Source organism: Myxococcus virescens, from assembly GCF_900101905.1.
GTDB classification, from domain to species: Bacteria; Myxococcota; Myxococcia; order Myxococcales; family Myxococcaceae; genus Myxococcus; species Myxococcus virescens.
The window spans coordinates 65676-82118 of record NZ_FNAJ01000014.1; the positions used below are offsets into that span (position 1 = coordinate 65676).

General features: G+C 67.6%; 17 protein-coding genes. 11 read left to right on the top strand and 6 right to left on the bottom strand.

All coding sequences use genetic code 11. From position 1 onward, the window contains the following. Positions 1-101: 101 nt before the first annotated feature. Together BLU09_RS39955 and BLU09_RS29555 are read right to left on the bottom strand one after the other, a co-directional pair. Positions 102-662, bottom strand: coding sequence for a cyclophilin-like fold protein (locus BLU09_RS39955; protein ID WP_306440807.1), 561 nt, complete (start codon positions 660-662; stop codon positions 102-104). Next, positions 625-1641 (bottom strand): zinc-dependent alcohol dehydrogenase family protein, encoded by a 1017-nt coding sequence (locus BLU09_RS29555; RefSeq protein WP_090493354.1) that lies wholly within the window; start codon positions 1639-1641, stop codon positions 625-627. Before BLU09_RS29555 ends, BLU09_RS39955 begins: the two co-directional genes overlap by 38 nt. 141 nt (positions 1642-1782) lie before the next feature. Here BLU09_RS29555 and BLU09_RS29560 point away from each other — a divergent pair, with 141 nt between their 5' ends. From BLU09_RS29560 to BLU09_RS29590, 7 genes are all read left to right on the top strand, one after another. Beyond that, complete coding sequence (locus tag BLU09_RS29560; RefSeq protein ID WP_186817930.1) at positions 1783-2712, top strand: LysR family transcriptional regulator; 930 nt, start codon at positions 1783-1785, stop codon at positions 2710-2712. Positions 2713-3006: 294 nt separating this feature from the next. Continuing rightward, positions 3007-3834, top strand: a complete 828-nt coding sequence (locus BLU09_RS29565) for an SDR family oxidoreductase (protein WP_244172115.1) — start codon at positions 3007-3009, stop codon at positions 3832-3834. A 74-nt stretch (positions 3835-3908) separates the two neighbouring features. Next, a complete protein-coding gene (locus tag BLU09_RS29570; protein ID WP_279627377.1) occupies positions 3909-5135 on the top strand; it encodes an NAD(P)-dependent alcohol dehydrogenase in 1227 nt (408 codons plus the stop codon). Between the two features lie 147 nt (positions 5136-5282). Further along, the gene (locus tag BLU09_RS29575) at positions 5283-6269 is read left to right on the top strand and encodes an aldo/keto reductase (protein ID WP_090493358.1); all 987 of its coding nucleotides are present in this window, start codon (positions 5283-5285) and stop codon (positions 6267-6269) included. 67 nt (positions 6270-6336) lie between these two features. After that, a complete protein-coding gene (locus tag BLU09_RS29580; protein WP_090493361.1) occupies positions 6337-7104 on the top strand; it encodes a glucose 1-dehydrogenase in 768 nt (255 codons plus the stop codon). 373 nt (positions 7105-7477) lie between these two features. Next, positions 7478-8524 carry a hypothetical protein gene (locus tag BLU09_RS29585; protein WP_090493363.1) on the top strand — a complete coding sequence of 349 codons (1047 nt, stop codon included), beginning with the start codon at positions 7478-7480 and terminating at the stop codon, positions 8522-8524. 194 nt (positions 8525-8718) lie between these two features. Next, entirely contained in the window at positions 8719-9738 is a 1020-nt protein-coding gene (locus tag BLU09_RS29590; protein ID WP_244172116.1) for a trigger factor, read from the top strand. Between the two features lie 25 nt (positions 9739-9763). On the opposite strand, the gene BLU09_RS29595 is transcribed toward BLU09_RS29590, so the two are convergent. After that, positions 9764-10132 (bottom strand): hypothetical protein, encoded by a 369-nt coding sequence (locus BLU09_RS29595; protein WP_225888145.1) that lies wholly within the window; start codon positions 10130-10132, stop codon positions 9764-9766. Positions 10133-10220: 88 nt separating this feature from the next. Then, on the bottom strand, positions 10221-10562 hold the full coding sequence (locus tag BLU09_RS29600) for a zinc ribbon domain-containing protein YjdM (protein ID WP_090493369.1): 342 nt from the start codon (positions 10560-10562) through the stop codon (positions 10221-10223). A gap of 341 nt (positions 10563-10903) precedes the next feature. Here BLU09_RS29600 and BLU09_RS29605 point away from each other — a divergent pair, with 341 nt between their 5' ends. Next, on the top strand, positions 10904-11407 hold the full coding sequence (locus BLU09_RS29605) for a TlpA family protein disulfide reductase (RefSeq protein ID WP_090493371.1): 504 nt from the start codon (positions 10904-10906) through the stop codon (positions 11405-11407). 10 nt (positions 11408-11417) lie between these two features. Here BLU09_RS29605 and BLU09_RS29610 read toward each other — a convergent pair whose 3' ends face one another. Then, the gene (locus BLU09_RS29610; RefSeq protein WP_090493373.1) at positions 11418-12584 is read right to left on the bottom strand and encodes a cytochrome c biogenesis protein CcdA; all 1167 of its coding nucleotides are present in this window, start codon (positions 12582-12584) and stop codon (positions 11418-11420) included. 220 nt (positions 12585-12804) lie between these two features. Then, a complete protein-coding gene (gene gcvA, locus BLU09_RS29615; protein ID WP_244172117.1) occupies positions 12805-13782 on the bottom strand; it encodes a transcriptional regulator GcvA in 978 nt (325 codons plus the stop codon). A gap of 95 nt (positions 13783-13877) precedes the next feature. Between gcvA and BLU09_RS29620 the strand changes: the two genes are divergently transcribed. The 3 genes from BLU09_RS29620 (at position 13878) to BLU09_RS29635 (ending at position 16280) form a co-directional block, all read left to right on the top strand. Then, positions 13878-14159, top strand: a complete 282-nt coding sequence (locus tag BLU09_RS29620) for a hypothetical protein (RefSeq protein WP_167371186.1) — start codon at positions 13878-13880, stop codon at positions 14157-14159. A gap of 75 nt (positions 14160-14234) precedes the next feature. Continuing rightward, on the top strand, positions 14235-15017 hold the full coding sequence (locus BLU09_RS29625) for an SDR family NAD(P)-dependent oxidoreductase (protein ID WP_090493379.1): 783 nt from the start codon (positions 14235-14237) through the stop codon (positions 15015-15017). Positions 15018-15299: 282 nt separating this feature from the next. Beyond that, the gene (locus BLU09_RS29635) at positions 15300-16280 is read left to right on the top strand and encodes a homocysteine S-methyltransferase family protein (protein ID WP_090493383.1); all 981 of its coding nucleotides are present in this window, start codon (positions 15300-15302) and stop codon (positions 16278-16280) included. The last annotated feature ends 163 nt before the right edge of the window (positions 16281-16443 follow it).

A 16443-nucleotide genomic window follows, 5' to 3' on the forward strand; every position in this document is an offset into this window, starting at 1 on the left:
ACCCATCCGTGTCCACAGCCCCCGCGGGAGTGAGCTGCGTACACGGTCGCGGCCTCGGCCGCCGACCTGGCGTCACTGCTCTTTGCACAACACACGGAGCCTCAACGCCCCTCCTCGACCAGCTCGAAGCGGACCGCGAAGCTTCCGCTCTTGCCTGCCAACTTCTCGATTCCCGAGTCGATGCGGCCCAACCTGACGAGCCCGCTCGAGTACCCGAAGTCGCGATAGAAAATCGCCAGGTTCCCCCACGGCGCATAGTAGGCAAGGTCGCCCACATCTGGATCCACACCGGCCGGCGTGGCGCTGGTGGAGAGCCGCTTCGGCAGGTCGCTCACCTTCTCCGTGCCAGCATAGTCCTTGAGCGTGAGGCTGAGCGGCAACAGCGAGACGAAGTCCCGGGTCGCCGCGTTGTCGTCCAAGGTGGCGGTCAAGACCGTGCCTTCTGCAACCAATCGAATCTTCACGGTGCCAATCCTTCGGGATGAACCGCCGGTGACGGCGGAAGGCGACTGTGTGGTCTCGCCAGCCGCCGCGTGGGCTGTCCCAGCACGCTCACAACTCGCCAGCAGGAGAACTGCTACCGGGAACGCTCGGGGCAATTGCCGATACATGGGGCCTCCAAGCTCACGGCCGCAGGAGCGCCTTGATGGCGCGCCTTTCATCCATCGCACGGTACCCCTCAGCGACCTGCTCAAGAGGCAGCGTGAGGTCGAAGACCTTGCCGGGGTCGACCTTCCGGCTCCAAACGAGCTCAATCAGCTTCGGAAGGAAGCGGCGTACTGGAGCGGGACCGCCATGCAGATGGACGTGCGAGAAGAACAAGTTCTGGCCCTCGAGTGTCACGCCATGCGGCACGCCCACGTAGCTCACGAAGCCCCCGGGCCGCGTGGCGCCAATCGCCTGCAGCATCGACTCCTGCGTGCCCACGCATTCGAGCACCGCGTCGGCGCCCACGCCCCGGGTGAGGTCCTTGATGCGCGCGACGCCCTCGTCCCCGCGCTCGGTCACGATGTCCGTCGCACCGTACTCGAGCGCGAGCTTCTGCCGCGAGGTGTGCCGGCTCATCGCGATGATGCGCTCGGCGCCCATCTGCTTCGCGGAGAGGACAGCCAGGAGGCCCACAGCGCCATCGCCCACGACGGCGACCGTCATGCCGGGCTTCACGTTGGCGGCATCGGCCGCGAACCACCCGGTCCCGAACACGTCGGACGCCGCGAGCAAGCTCGGCACGAGGTCGGCAGGCGGCACCTCGGGAGTCGCGACGAGCGTCCCGTCGGCCAGGGGCACGCGGAGCCGAGGGGCCTGGGCGCCCCCCACCTGCTCACGGTGCTGGCAGGACGTCTGGTAGCCCGCCTTGCAGTGAGGGCACGTGTTGTCGGACGCGAAGAACGAGCCAATGACGAACTGCCCCGGCTTGACCGAGGTGACGGCGCTGCCGACCTCCTCGACGATGCCGCAGTACTCGTGCCCCATCGGCGTCGGCTCGGTCACCGCCTGCACGCCCCGGTAAGGCCAGAGGTCCGAACCGCAGACGCACGTGGCCGACAGGCGGATGACGGCGTCGGTCGGCGTGAGGATCTTCGGGTCGGCTCGCTCCTCGAAGCGGATGTCGCCGGGCTTGTGGAGGACGGTGGCTCGCATGGCAGGTCCTTTCTCGCGGTGCTCATTGAAAAGATGCCCACCGATAACCGTCGGGAGAAGGCGCTCCTCGCGAACAGGCCGTTAAGCAGCCGTTGACAATGCGCCCCCTGCGGCCGATGTAGTTTGCTGCGGGAGCAACCCATGAGTACGACTCTGTTTCCGCAACTCCAGGCGTTCCTTGCCGTCGCCCGAGCACGAAGCTTCAGCGGTGCCGCCCGAGAACTTGGGGTCTCACGCTCGGCGGTGAGTCAGAGCGTGCGCCAACTCGAGGAGGAGCTCCATGTGACGCTCGTTGCCCGCACGACGCGGAGTGTGGCGCTCACCGAAGCGGGAAAGCGCCTCGTCGAGTCCGCCGGCCCGGCCGTGGCGCAAGTACGGGCGGCGCTCACGGAGGCTACCGCGAAACCGGGGGAGGTCGCCGGACGCCTCCGACTGACCACTCCGCGGGCCGGGTTTGAGTTCGTGTTCAAGCCATTCCTCCCCAGGTTCCGTGAGCGCCATCCCAGCATCGAGCTCGAGCTCGTGTTTGAAGACCGGCGTGTCGACATCGTCAGGGAGGGGTTCGACGCCGGCATCCGGTTGAGCGAATACGTCGAGCGCGACATGGTCAGTCTGCGGCTGACGAGCGCCGTCCGCTTCATCGTCGTCGGCGCCCCGAACTACTTCGAGAAGCACGGGACTCCAGTGCGGCCCGAGGACCTCCTCCACCATGAGTGCCTGACGTTTCGCTCAGAGACGACAGGCGCGCTCTATGCCTGGGAGTTCGAACGAGGTCGCAAGACCTGGCGCGTGCCGGTCCGTGGCGGCGTGGTCACCAACAATGGCCATCTCTGCGTGGAGTGGGCGCTCCAGGGACTGGGGCTGGCCTACGCGTTCGAGCCTCTCGTGAGGACGCATCTGCGCGAGGGGCGGCTCATCCACGTGCTCGAACCGTATGCCGCGAGCGTGCCCGGCTTCTACCTGTACTACCCGAGTCGGTCTCAGCGCTCTCCTGCGCTCAAACTGTTTGTCGAAGCGATCCGCGAGTTCGCAGCAGAGCAGTTGTCGTTGGCGAGTTCCGAGAAGGCATAGCGCGCCCGTGAGGCGGGGCGACGATGCCTCCTGGCGTCGAGCCCGGCCACTGTCCAGCGCTGCTTAACGGCACGTCCATCCATGGGTGCCTAGTCCGCAGTCAACGTCGGCTGCAATGTAGTCCCCAAGCCGCCCGGCAGTGCATGCCCAAAGAGGTGAGCCGCATTGTCTGCCCGTCCGTCGACGGCGCGCCGAGCCTCTTCGACGCGGCACGCGAGGAGGAGGGGCTGCATGCCCCGTCCAGGGCCTCAAGGGAGGCGCCGTCTGGCTGCGGTACCGGCTCAAGAACCCAGGATGCTGGCCGAGACACTGACGGCAGCGCAGCAGAAAGGAAAGGAGAGCGTGATGGTGACAGAGAGGCAACAGCGGTTCGCGGGCAGGGTCGCATTCGTGACAGGAGCGGCGAACGGAATCGGGCGAGCGACGGCGCTGGCCTTCGCCCGAGAGGGAGCCAGGGTGGCGCTCGCCGACATCTCTGAGCGCGGGAACGAGGAGACGGCCCAGCTGCTCCGCGACCTCGGCGCGGAAGCGCTGACCGTCAAGTGCGACGTCACACGCGCGGAGGACGTGAAGCGCGCCCTGGAGACGACAATCGATGCGTTCGGACGTCTCGACGCCGCGTTCAACAACGCCGGCGCCGAGCAGCCGCTCGCCAAGGCGGCCGACCTCACCGAAGACGCGTGGGACCGAATCCTTCACGTCAACCTTCGCAGTGTGTTCCTGTGCATGAAGTACGAAATCGCCCTGATGCTCCGGCAGGGCGGCGGCACCATCGTCAACACGTCCTCCGGGGCTGGCATCACGGCGGTTCGAGGGCAAGCCGCGTACACCGCCGCGAAGCATGGCGTCATCGGCCTGACGAAGGCGGCGGCGCTGGACTACGCCCCGTCGAACATCCGCATCAACGCGCTCTGCCCCGGCATCATCGACACACCGATGATGGAGCGTTTCAGTGGCGGCACCGCGGAAGGGAGAGCGCGCGTGATCGCTCAGGAGCCCATCGGGCGCATGGGCAAGCCTGAGGAGATCGCCGCTGCGGCCCTTTGGTTGTGCTCGGACGAGGCAGCATTCGTCGTGGGACACGCGATGGTCATCGACGGCGGTCAGACGGTCGGAATCTGACGCAACCCCGGGTGCCGGCTCATGCCGCGGGTCGGCGCGAGTCCGGCTGGAACGCATACGGCAAGGAGAAAGGCATGACCACCTCATCTGACCGCAGCAAGCAGCATTCACCTGAGCGAAGGCGACTCCTCCTCGGGCTCGCCGCTGCACCGGTGGCGGCGTGCGCCGCAACTGGAACGGGAGCCAACCTGCGAGCGGAGACGACAGCGGGTGCGCCGGCTCCCGCGAGGCCGACCTCTGACACCGTGGGGCCGGGGCCCTTCCCCACCGAAGGCATGGCGGCCTACGCGCCGACTGGCCCGCTCAGGCCGATGCAGTTCCAGCGTCGCGCGCTCGGCCCCAGGGACGTCGCCATCAAGCTCCACTATTGCGGCGTGTGCCACTCCGACATCCACACGGTCCGCGGCGATTGGGGACCGATTCAATACCCTCTCATCGTAGGCCACGAACTCGCTGGCGAGGTCGTCGCCGTGGGCTCGAGCGTCAGCAAGTTCCGCGTCGGCGCACGGGTCGGCGTCGGCACCATGGTCAACTCGTGCCGGCGCTGCGTCGAATGCGACGCCGGCCACGAGAACTATTGTCTGAACGGGAACACACAGGCCTACGGCTCGAAGGACAGGGATGGCTCGACGACCCAAGGCGGCTATTCCACATTCGTCGTGGTGGACGAGGACTTTGTCATCAACATCCCGGACGCCATCGACCTCGCGGAGGCAGGACCTCTGTTGTGTGCCGGCATCACCGTGTACTCGCCCCTCCGTCGATGGGGCGTCTCGACGGGCAAGAAGGTCGCGATCATCGGCCTGGGCGGCCTCGGGCACCTGGCAGTGAAGCTCGCCAAGGCGCTGGGAGCGGAGATTACCGTGTTCACCACGTCGCCTGAAAAGATCGACGATGCGAAGCGCTTCGGCGCCACCAACGTGGTCGTCAACCGCGACGGCGCAGACTTCTCCGCGCTCAGGCACTCCTTCGACTTCGCGCTCGACACGGTTCCCCAGCGGCACGATCTCAATCGCTTCGTCCCTCTCCTCAAGCGCGACGCGACATATTGCCGGGTCGGCGTGGGTAAGACGGTGGACACCCTCGACGTCGGCCAGATGAACCTGGTCTTGCTCCGCAACGCCATTGCCGGCTCGAACACGGGCGGCATTCGCGAGACGCAGGAGATGGTCGACTTCTGCGCGCGCAACAACATCAAGCCAGACATCCAGAAAATCCCGATGACGGGCATCGACGACGCGTGGTCCAAGGTCGTCGCCAAGAAGGCTCGCTATCGCTACGTCATCGAAATCAACGGCTGAACCTCACCCGTTCGAGATGCGTCCGAAAATCTCGACCCCCTGTCGTCCCAGGCCGTTGTCAATGACTGCTCAACAGCCAGTCGGGCTCCAGACTCCCTGTGCATTGCCTTGCAATGCCTCATCGCATGATTCCCAGGAGGACTACCGATGGACTACGCACATCTGGGCCGCACCGGCCTGAAGGTCAGCCGGTTGGCGCTCGGCACCATGAATTTCGGCGAACTGACCGATGAAGCCACCAGCTTCTCAATCATGGACGAAGCCCTGGGCGCCGGCATCAACTTCTTCGACACGGCGGATGTCTACGGCGGCCCACAATCGCCCGACATGGAAAAGGGATTCGGCATCTCCGAGGAAATCATCGGCCGCTGGCTTTCGCAGGGCAGCCGGCGCGATCGGATCGTGCTGGCAACCAAGGTGTACCAGCCGATGGGGACCGGGCCGAACGATCGCCGGCTCTCTGCCTATCATATCCGCCGTGCGTGCGAGGCCAGCCTGCGCCGGCTGAAGACCGACCACATCGACCTCTACCAGATGCACCACGTCGACCGGGCGACGCCCTGGGAGGAAATCTGGCAGGCCATGGAACAGCTCCTCCGGGAGGGTAAAATCACCTACGTCGGCAGCAGCAACTTCGCCGGCTGGGATATCGTTACCGCGCAGTGCACGGCCGCCTCGCGCAACCTCCTGGGGCTCGCGTCGGAGCAGAGCCTCTACAATCTGACCCAGCGCACCATCGAGCTCGAGGTGATTCCGGCGCTGCGTCACTTCGGCGTGGGCCTCATCCCGTGGAGTCCCATCGGCATGGGCCTCTTGGGCGGCGTGCTGGGCAAGGTTGCCGCAGGACGCCGGGCCGCGCCGCAGCTCCAGCAGAAGATCGCAAGACTGCGCCCGCAGCTCACGGCCTACGAAGCGCTGTGCGGCGAGCTCGGCGAGACGCCCTCCAACGTTGCGCTTGCGTGGCTGCTCCACAATCCGGTCGTTACCGCCGCCATCAGCGGCCCGCGCACCGTCGAGCAACTGCGCCAGAACCTCAAGGCCCCCTCCCTGACGCTCTCGAACGAGACGCTGGCGAAGCTGGATGAGATCTGGCCGGGTCCGGGCGGCGAGGCGCCCAATGCCTACGCTTGGTAGCCGCGCGGCGCCCGGCCGACGAGAGTCGTCGTTGTTTGTATTTCATCGCCAACCTGGAGGATGAGACATGAATCCGACGTATGACTTCAAGGGACAGGTGGCCCTGGTGACCGGCGCTGCAATGGGAATGGGCCTCGCCACGGCTCGCGCCTTCGCACAGAGCGGTGCGTCCGTGGTCCTGGCCGACCGCGACGGCGACCGCGTCGCCAAGGAAGTCGCCAAGATTGTCGAGGAAGGCGGCATCGCCATCGGCGTGGCCTGCGACGTCAGCAACGAGGCGCAGGTCGCCGCCCTGATCGAGCGGACGGTCGCCGAGTACGGCCGGCTCGACATGGCGTTCAACAACGCAGGCGTCATGGCCAGGCTCGCCCCGACCGCCGACGCCACCAGCGAGGAGTTTGACCGCGTGATCGGCATCAACCTGCGCGGCGTGTGGAACTGCATGAAGTACGAACTGCAGCAGATGCAGCGTCAGGGCAGCGGAGCCATCGTCAACAACGCCTCGGTCGGCGCATTGACCGGCAATCCCGGTATCGGCGCCTACATCGCTTCCAAGCATGGCGTCGTCGGCCTGACCCGGACCGCCGGCCTGGAGTATGCCAAGCGGGGCATCCGCGTGAACGCGGTGAACCCCGGCACGATCGACACGCAGATTGCTCGGGACGTCGTCGGCGGGAGCGAGCAAGCCTTTGCCGAACTGGAAAAAGGCGCGCCCATCGGCCGCGCGGGCCGGCCCGAGGAAATCGCCGCGGCCGTGTTGTGGCTTTGCAGTTCCGCAGCGAGCTATGTCCTCGGCGAGGCGCTCACCGTCGACGGAGGTCTGACGGTGCAGTGATCGCCCCGTAAGAACATGGGCCGATGGCCCTGCTCTGCCCCCGTTTTTCGGGGCCCCACTCGCAGTACCGTGCACGCAATGACGCGTTCGCCAACGCACATGTGGCACCGGACCCTACTTTTCGGCAGCCACAGACCGGCGGCTCCTGCTGACAGGCAGGAAACCGCCTCCCCCCAAGCGTAACGCACCGCATCACGCCTCGACGGCCGGGAGTACGCCCACCCCCTTTTTTACAGGGGGTATCGGGGATTCTGAACGCCGCCATGGGCACTGGCGCTGAGGCATCGCGGGATTGTCGATCCTGACGCAACTCCGGCGGGGTGCACGCGATAATCCCCGCAAGTTCGTCCCATCCAATTCCGAGAGGCCCACCATGGGTTTCGATATCCGCAAGACCTTCAACTCTGCCCGCGCCAACGTCCAGAAGGTAGCCAAGGACGTCCAGAAGACCGTCGAGGACAACAAGGGGCTCATCAAGGGCGCCACGGCGGTTGCCACCCAGAGCGCGAAGGCCTTCGGGTACGGCAAGGATGCCTTCCAGCAGATCAAGAACATCAAGAACGGCGCCGAGGGCCTGCTGACCGGCGCCAACCGGGCGTTCGTCAGCAACCCCACCTACGCCGTGGGCGAGTTCAAGGGCCTGACCAAGTTGGGCGCTGGCATGAAGGCCGCCGCGCGCTACGCGGGCATCCCTGGCGCGGTGATGTCGGGCGCCACGGCCGTCAAGGACATCCGTCAGGCCATCCGCAGCGGTAGCAAGGACGACATCATCACCGCCACGCGCTCGACGCTCGACGCGACCAAGGCGGGCCTGTCCGCCGCGACGGGCGGCATCGTCGGCGGCAAGGTGATGGGCGGCGTGCTCGGTGGCACCGTCTTCAAGGACAAGCTGGAGGCCGGCAAGAAGGCCGTCGACGCCTTCAAGAAGTCGCTCCCCAACGCCAGCGACGACGTGCTCAAGGCCGTCAAGGACGCCGCCACCAAGGGCATCTTCGAGGGCGGCACCGCGAAGGGCGTGGGCCGGGCCGTCAAGTCCGCCGCGGCCGAGACGGCGAAGGCGACCAGCACCCTGGCCCAGGGCCTGACGGGCAGTGGCACGCGCCAGGCCGCCAAGGCCGCGCTGAAGACGGCGGGCAAGGAGGCCGGTGAGGCGGCCCTCAAGCAGGGCGCGAAGGCCGCCGCCGGCACCGCCGCCAAGGCGCTGGGCCGGTTCGCCCCGGGCGTCAACGTGGCCATCGCCGCGGTCGACGTGGCCAACGCTGGCGCGACGCTGATGGACAAGAACGCGAGCACGGGCAAGAAGGTGACGTCCGTCATCACCGCGGTGGGCTCGGTCGCCGCGGCCACCAACATCCCGATTGTCAGCCAGGTGGGCGCCGCGGTCTCCACGGTGTCCAGCATCGTGGGCGCCTTCTTCTAGAGCAGCGCCCCACCCTTCGGGGTTTGTCAGAACGGCTCGGCTGGACTATGCCCTGGTCCATGCCGAGCCGTCGCTTTTCCCCCCATTGGCGCGGGCGCTGGCAAGCCTATCTCCCGGGAGCATTCGTGAGCCGCAAGCAAGGGACGCAAGGACCAGGTCGTGGAGTCGAGCGCCTCCTGAAGATGAGCCCGGTGGTGAGCCTCGGCTCCGCCAAGACCCTCGAGCTTCCCACGGTGCAGGCGCCCTCCCTGGAGGGAGTCTCGGTGCGGGTCCCCACCCCGGACGACCTGACCGAGGAGGACCTGCTGCGCGCCTTCCACGAGAAGCGCCGCGCCCTGGCGACCTCGCGCGAGCGTCAGCCCGGCGAGTCGCTGGAGCTGGGCGACGAGGTGCGGCTCAACATCGTGGGCTACTGCGACGGGAAGCTCATCCCCTTCTCCGCGCGCTTCGGCATGACGACGGAGCTGGCCCCCATCGAGGCCCTGCCCGGCTTCAGCGAGGCCGTGGCCGAGGGTGCCAAGGTGGGCGAGTCCCTGCAGATTGCCCTGGAGCTGCCGGAGACGTACCCCGTGGAGGCGCTCCAGGGGAAGCCCGCGCGCTTCCTGGTGGACGTCCTGGCCGCCCACGAGGTGACGCTGCCCCCGGAGAGCGCCCCCGAGTTCCTCGAGAAGCTCGGGCTGGGCAGCACGCTGGGCGAGGTGATGGCCCACCTGCGCGACGAGCTGGAGGACGCGGCGGCGGCACAGCTCTGGGTCCAGGCGCGGGACATGGTGCTGGACGAGCTGGTCCGGCGTGCTCCGGTGGAGCTGCCTCGCGCGCTGGTGGACGAAGAGCTGCGCCGCCGCTGGGTCCAGGCCGAGGGCCAGGGCATGCTCGAGCACCAGTTCGACGTCGACGAGCAGCGGGAAGCGCTCGAGGGCTGGCTCACGGACCCCACCACGCGCGCGGACGTCGAGCGTCGGCTGCACATCGGCATCGTGCTGAAAGCCATCACCGAGGAGCAGAAGCTTCAGCTCACCCCGGAGAAGCTCGAGCAGTTGGTGCGCGACCAGTTGGAGCCCTTCGGGCTCACCGCCGCGGATGCGCACGCCGCCCTGCGCGAGTCGGCCGAGACGACGAAACAACTCGCCGAGATGGGCTGGTACCTGCTCGCGGTGGAGCACGTCATGAACAAGGCGAAGGTCACCTTCGAGGGCGCTGAGCAGGAGGGCTGAGGGCGCGCTCGCCGGGAGCGCGAGCTCAGCCCTCGCTGAACCACAGGCCCGCGCCACCCGCGAGGCCCATGCCCAGGAACAGCGCGGCGAGCCCCCACGTCTGGGCGCGCGACCACCGGAGCGACTCACCGTACCGGTAGCCGCACACCAGGATGAGCAGGGCGAACCCCAGGCAGATCGACGCGGGCCCCAGCGCGACCAGCACCTTGCGCGGCGTCCCGCTCACGTCGAGGACCGCCAGCAGCAACAGCGGCCAGAAGCCGATGACGAGCAGGCCGAGCACGAGCCCGAGCCCCCAGCGCCCTTCGGGAGAGGACAGCTCCATGAAGTCCAGGAAGCGCGTCCACCAGGAGCGGGGCGGCTCTCGATGACGTTGGGGGGCTGAGGGCTGCACGTGGGGCGGCTCCAGGAACGGGGTGCGGTGAACCTGGCAGCCTCTTCTAGTGCAGCCTGGGGCGGTTCGCGAAGCGGCTCGAGCCCACTTACGCCTTCTTCACGAACTCCGACTTGAGCCCCATCGCACCGATGCCGTCGATCTTGCAGTCGATGTCGTGGTCGCCGTCGACGAGGCGGATGCTCCGGACCTTGGTGCCGACCTTGACCACCGTCGACGAGCCCTTGACCTTCAAATCCTTGATGACGGTGACGCTATCGCCGTCCTGAAGCAGGTTGCCGTAGGCGTCGCGCACCTCGCGCTTCTCTTCCCCTGGCGCTGCGGCAGCGACGGTCGACCACTCATGCGCGCACTCCGGGCAGACGTAGAGGCTGCCGTCTTCGTACGTGTAGGCGGAGTTGCACTTCGGGCACGCGGGCAGGGCGCTCATATCGGCTCCAGAGGAAGGAGGAGCGGAGGCATATACACGAGCGGCGAGCCGAAGGGCTCCCGTTCCACCAACAGCGCTCCTGATGGAACGGAAGACCTGCGTGTACCGCACCGGGTTGTTGAGCCACCAAACTCAGCGGCCAGCAGGGCACCCTCGCGGCGCTCCTGGAGGTAGCGCGGCCAGTCGCGCGCGGCGTTGAAGCCGAGTCCGTGGAGGACACCACTGTCCCCGCGTGGAACTTTTGTGGGCAGTCGCGGTGTCCTTCCGGAACACCCCGACCGCCGGAACGCCCGCTCGGAAAGAAGATGCGCGGGCGTGCTTCCGTGGGCATATAGAAACCCATGCGCCGTCTCCTTTGCTTCCCGCTCCTGATTGCGCTCGCCCTGATGCAGGGAGCGTGTGACCGCAATGACCGCTATGACCGCCCCGGCACGCCGGTGCCGGAGACCCTGCGGGCCGAGACGCTGGCGGGAGAGCGCATCGACCGGGCGGCGCTGCTGGGCCGTCCCTGGGTCATCAACGTGTGGGCCCCAGGCTGACACGCCTGTGCTCGGGAGTTGCCCGAGCTCGAAGCCCTGAGGAGTGAGTACGAGGCGCGCGGCGTCGGCTTCCTCGCGCTCTCGCTCAATCCCAGTGAGGCGCGAAACCGCCAGACGGCGGCCGCGCTGGGAGTGCACATGACCGTGGCCACGGCGAAGGGGGAGGTGCTGGGCCCGCTGCGCATCTCCACCGTGCCCGCCACCGTCTTCATCAACCGAGAGGGCGTGGTGGTGGCAGCCGTCAACGGCGAGCGCTCGCGTGCGTTCTACGCGCGGCGCCTGGAGGCGCTACTCGCCGCGCCGTAGCGACTGGCGTCTACGGGAAGAGCCCAGCACAGCGGCCGCCCGCGATGACCTCCAGTCCCTGCCAGAGGGAGGTCAGGGATTGCTCACCCACGCGGCGCGCCACCTCCTGGCCCGCGGCGTCCAGGAAGAGGAACGTGGGAACGCCGCGAACGCCATATTGGACCGCGGCCCGCCGGCCCTCCGCGGTCCCCACATCGAGGCGGAGGACCTCAACGCCCTTTCCCGAGCAGTGTTGCTCGGCCAGGGCCACCGTGGGCTCCATCCGCTGGCAGACGGGGCAACTCTGGCTCACGAACTCCACCATCGTCGGGCCGTCAACCCGGGCCAGCGCGGACGGACCGATGAAGGATGGGACGCCCCCCTCCTCCGGGAGCGCGCACGTGCCATCGCCGCCTTCCTCGGAAGTGCACGCCGTCTCCGAGGCGGCCGGCGAGGACGAGGCGCGACGCTCCATCACGGGGGCGGAAGTCTCTCCTCCCCCCGCCGAGGGCACGAGCAACGCCAACGAGTCGGTGAAGAGCAGCACCCCCAACCCGGCGAGCAGCACCCCTGTGGCGACCTCGAACTTGCGCAAGTGCCGCTTCGCGCGCTCCATCCACCGCAGCGCCACCGGAGCGGCGGCGGCCACAAGGAGCAGCGGAACGGAGAGCCCCGCGGCATAGGTGCCGAGGTAGAGCGCCCCCATGAGGGGCTCCGAAGTGGAGGAGGCGGTATAGGTGAGCACCCCACCGAGCACCGGCCCGATGCACGGCGTCCACCCCAGGGCGAAGGCGGCGCCAAAGAGGAAGGCGCCCAGCAGGCTGCCGCCCCGCCGCACCCGCCCGAGCAGGGGCCGCGCCTCACCGTCCATCCAGGGAATCTGGATGACCCCAAGCTGCTTGAGCCCCAACAGGAAGAGCGCGAGCCCTCCGAACTGGAGGAGCCCGCTCCGATGCTCCGCGAGCAGCCCGCCCATGGCGGTGGCCGCCATGCCGAGCGCGACGAACACGGAGCCGAGCCCCAGTGAGAACGCCAGCGCCACACCCCATGGCCGCCGCACGCCACTGCCCGCCTCCCGCAGCTGCGACAGGGACACACCCGCGAGGAAGGACAGGTAGAGCGGGACGAGTGGAAGGACGCAGGGCGACAGGAATGTCAGCAGGCCCGCGAGGAAGATGCCGGGGAGGCCAAGACTCATGTCCTCGAGGACACGGCCTCGAACCTCGGAAGTTCCCGGCCTCGCGCCTTCAAGGAGCCAGGCGGGTCAGGGCGTCGACGAGTATCGGCCCCAGCAGGACATCACGCCGGGCCGTCGGCGCCCGCTACGACCGGCACGCGCACGAGGACCTCGACATGTGACACGTGGCTGTCCGCCTCACCTCCCCGCGCGACCTGCATCTGTGCGAGAGCGCCTGGCGCTAGGACGCTTCGCGAACGAGCCATTCACGAAACGCCACCAACTTCGGGAGGGTGGCGCACTCGGGTCGGTAGACGACGTAGTAGGCGAGCCTGGAAGGGAACTCGACCTCCGGGAACAGGCGCACCAGCCGTCCGGCCGCGAGGTCGTCATGCGCCATGATGCTGCGGGCCAGCGCCACGCCCTGCCCGTCGATTGCTGCCTGAAGTACCGCAGCGGAGTTGTTGATACGAAGGCCTCGCTTCGTCTCGACGTCCTTGACCCCCGCCTTCTCAAGCCAGGCATCCCACGTGGCGAATCCCGCCCGGGCATCCACGGAGCGGTCGTGGATGAGTCGTACGCCGCCCAGGTCCGAAGGCCGACGCAGACGGCGGCCCTGCCGAAGGAGCGCAGGGGAACAGACGGGATAGACCTCTTCGTCGAAAAGCTTCTCCGAAACCAACCCGGGCCAGTCCCCCGCTCCGTAGCGCACGCCGATATCCACACCGCGCGCGGCGAAGTCGAGCAGGTCGATGGACGCATCGAGCCGAACGTCCAGTTCTGGCCACGCGGATTGGAAACGCTCCAGGCGAGGGAGCAGCCACTTGGCCGCGAAGGCGGGGCTCACCGTCACCGTCAGCACCCCGACCGGTGAGCCTTCTTTCAGCCTCGCGACGCCGACGCTCAGCCGCTCGAACCCCGCGCGGATATCCGGCAGCGCCCGCTGGGCCGCTTCGGTGAGGACCAGCCGCTTGCGCCCACTCGTGCCCCGATGGAAGAGCGGCGTGCCGAGCGCCTCCTCGAGGCTTCGCACGAGTTGTCCGACCGCCGCCGGAGTCACATGAAGCTCGGCGGCCGCGGCAGAGAAGCTCTCGTGCCTGGCACTCGCCTCGAAGGCGCGCAGGGCGTTGAGGTGTTCGGGCGCATTCATGGGCGGTAAAGGTTTCCTTTGCTGGATGCCAAGAACATCTCGGTTGCCGCGACGATGCCCCGGGAGCATGAATCCTTCGTCGCCCCACTGTGCCGACGTCGAGACACCCACACAATGGATAGTTGTTCTTTCACGTAACACAGACATCAAGACGGAGGAAACCGATGGTCTACCTGCAGATCACCCTGCAAATTTCTCCCGCCAACCGGCCCGCTGCCGCCGACGTGTACAAGCGCTACAAGGCGCCATTCCTCGAGAAGGTCGTCGGCGCAAAGTCGAAGGAGTTGCTCGTGCGTGACGAAGACGTACAGGTGCTCCATGGGTTCGACACGGCGCAGCAGGCCAACGCCTATCTCCAAAGCGACTTGTTCACCGCCGACGTTGTGAGCGCGTTGAAGCCACTCCTCGACGCCGCCCCGGAAGTCCGCATCTACCAAGCCGCCTGATGCCTTCCGTGTCGGGCCGCCGCCGACCGTGGCGGCCCGACATTCACCCAGGACCAGCAAAGGAGCACATTTCCAATGAGCGCGCGATTCGCCAATCAGAAGCTCATCGTTGTGGGCGGTACCAGCGGGATGGGGAAGGCCGTGGCTCGTATCCTCCTTGAGGAGGGCGGTCGCGCCGTCGTCATCGGTCATCGAGACGACAAGCTCCAGGCCGCCGTCGCGGAGCTGGCTTCGTCCGGCCCTGTGGAGGGCCTGCGCGCGGACATCACATCCAGCGCGGAGAGACAGGCCCTGGTGGCCCAGTTGCAGAAGGACCACGCCGACGCGACGCTGCTGGTCAACGCAGCGGGGGTCTTCCTGCCGAAGGCATTCTTGGAGCACGAGGAGCGTGACTACGACCTGTACCTCGACATCAACAAGGCGATCTTCTTCATCACGCAGGCTGTCGCCCGCTCCATGGTCGCGCTGCGCAAGGGGGGCGCGATTGTCAACATTGGCTCGATGTGGGCCAGGCAGGCCATCCAGGCCACTCCCTCCTCGGCCTATTCGATGGCCAAGGCAGGACTCCACTCGTTGACGCAGCACCTGGCGATGGAGCTGGCCGGACATGGCATCCGCGTCAACGCTGTCTCGCCCGCTGTCGTCGAGACCCCCATCTACGAAGGCTTCATCCCAAAGGAGCAGGTTCACGGTGCGCTCCAGGGGTTCAACGGGTTCCATCCACTCGGCCGCGTGGGCCGCGCAGAGGATGTTGCGCAGACCATCGTCCATCTGCTGTCGAACGAGGCTTCTTGGGTCACCGGCGCAATCTGGGATGTCGACGGCGGCGTCATGGCAGGGCGCAACAAGTACAGCTGACCCCTTGAAGGCTTCCCAGACGTCGGAATGATTCGAAGTCAGTCCGGCGCGAACCGGGCTCCGGAGCGTCCCCGGGTTGGGTCGCCCTTCGTCCAGGTCGAGTACGAGGACCCCTGACCGGCTCGCCGCGCGAGGCCGAGAAGGCGCTGGACGTCAGCCTCCTCGCCGACGTCCGGCCGCTCATCGAAACGATGCCACTGAAAAGGCAGGCGAGGCATATTCCCGAATGAGGTCTGGCGAAGCGAGGTTTCGGATGGTGCTGACGATGAAGGGGGCCCGCTGATGGGTGGCCTGGCGAACCACGCGGCGTTCCTTCATGCCCTGCACAACGCACCGCGGATGCTCACCGAGGGCTCCGTGGTCGAGCGCCTGCGCCGCCACCCCGCGGGACTGCTGGACCCGCATGTGGCCAACGCGAGCCTCCTCGTTGAGCCGGAGGGACGTGAGGCGCTCGCAGCCATCTACCGTGACTACCGCGACATCGGCCTGCGTCATGGCCTGCCCACCCTCCTCCTCACGCCTACCTGGCGCGCGAACGCGGAACGACTCGCGCGCGCGGGCCTCGCTGGCCGGGACGTCTTCACCGAGGCGGTGAGGCTGCTGGCGGGCCTGCGCGATGAGTTCGGCGAGCGGGAGACGCGCATCTTCATCGGCGGGCTCGTCGGGTGCCGCGGGGATGCCTACCAGCCCGCGGAAGCGCTGCCCCGCCGGGAGGCGGCAGCCTTCCATGCGCCGCACGTGGAGGCGCTCTCGCGTGCTGGAGTGGACTTCCTCGTGGCCCAGGCGCTGCCGGCCCTCTCGGAGGCAGAGGGCCTCGCCCTGGCGATGGCGCGCACCGGGGCGCCGTTCCTGCTGAGCTTCGTCCTCCGCCCCACCGGGACGCTGCTCGACGGGACCCCGCTGGCCGAGGCCGTCGCGCGCATCGACGCCCTGCCCGACGCGCGCCCAACCGCGTACATGGTGAATTGCGTCCACCCCTCCGTCTTCCGCGAGGGCCTGTCGCACCAACTGGCCGCATCGCCCTCCCTCGGCGCGCGGGTGGTGGGCCTGCAGGCCAACACCTCTCGACTCTCGCCCGAGGAGCTCGACGGGCGCACGGAGCTCGACTGCGCGCCCCCGGACGCTTTTGCTCGGGAGATGGCTCGCGTCCATGTGGAACTCGGCACACGCGTGCTCGGCGGGTGTTGTGGCACCGACGAGCGGCACATCGCCGCGCTCGCTGGCATCCTCACAGACGGCACGCCAGGCGCTCTGCCCCCATGACGACAAGCTCGCGGTGAACGGCCTGCCACGGGGGCCCCGGGTGCCAGTGCCATGGGCCGCCCTGAGCTCGTCTTTCTGCTCCCCGCTCAGCTCCAACCAACGCACGCAGGGTGAATCCGAGAAGGACTCGTCGAGTCCTGAATCAGGAAGCGACCATGCACAG